The sequence below is a fragment of the Mesobacillus campisalis genome, from assembly GCF_000986785.1.
Classification (GTDB): domain Bacteria; phylum Bacillota; class Bacilli; order Bacillales; family Cytobacillaceae; genus Mesobacillus_B; species Mesobacillus_B campisalis.
Genome location: NZ_LAYY01000093.1, coordinates 1 through 460, shown reverse-complemented (window position 1 = coordinate 460; position 460 = coordinate 1). Strand labels below are relative to the sequence as shown.

General features: G+C 50.9%; 1 protein-coding gene. It reads right to left on the bottom strand.

Features of this window, described 5'->3' with window-relative positions:
* A partial coding sequence (locus tag WQ57_RS22600; RefSeq protein ID WP_046525910.1) for an HAD-IC family P-type ATPase occupies positions 1-460 on the bottom strand: 460 nt, incomplete at both ends.

The following is a 460-nucleotide window of genomic DNA, read 5'->3' as shown; positions in this document are numbered from 1 at the left end:
CCGATGACACCCATTGGCAAGGCAAGCGACTGCATGAAATTGGACGCAATCAGCACCATAATGACGGCGATTGAGAACACGACATTTTGCTTGATGATCCTGTTCATTTTCTTTGACAGCTTGACGGCCTCCGCAATTCGGGGCAAGTCGTTTTTCATCAATACCACATCCGCCGTCTCCAGGGCGACATCCGTTCCTTCCCCCATCGCAATTCCGACCGAAGCGGTAGCGAGCGCCGGTGCATCATTGATTCCGTCTCCCACCATGGCCACGGTGCCATGCTGTTCCTTCAGCTTTTTCATTTCATCAACTTTTGTCTGCGGAAGGCATTCGGCGATATATGAATCAATACAGCTTTCTCCGGCAATCGCCATTGCAGTTTTTTCACTGTCACCGGTCAGCATCACAGTCCTGATGCCTTCCTCCTTCAATGCTTTAATCGAGATCGGAAGAGCGTCGT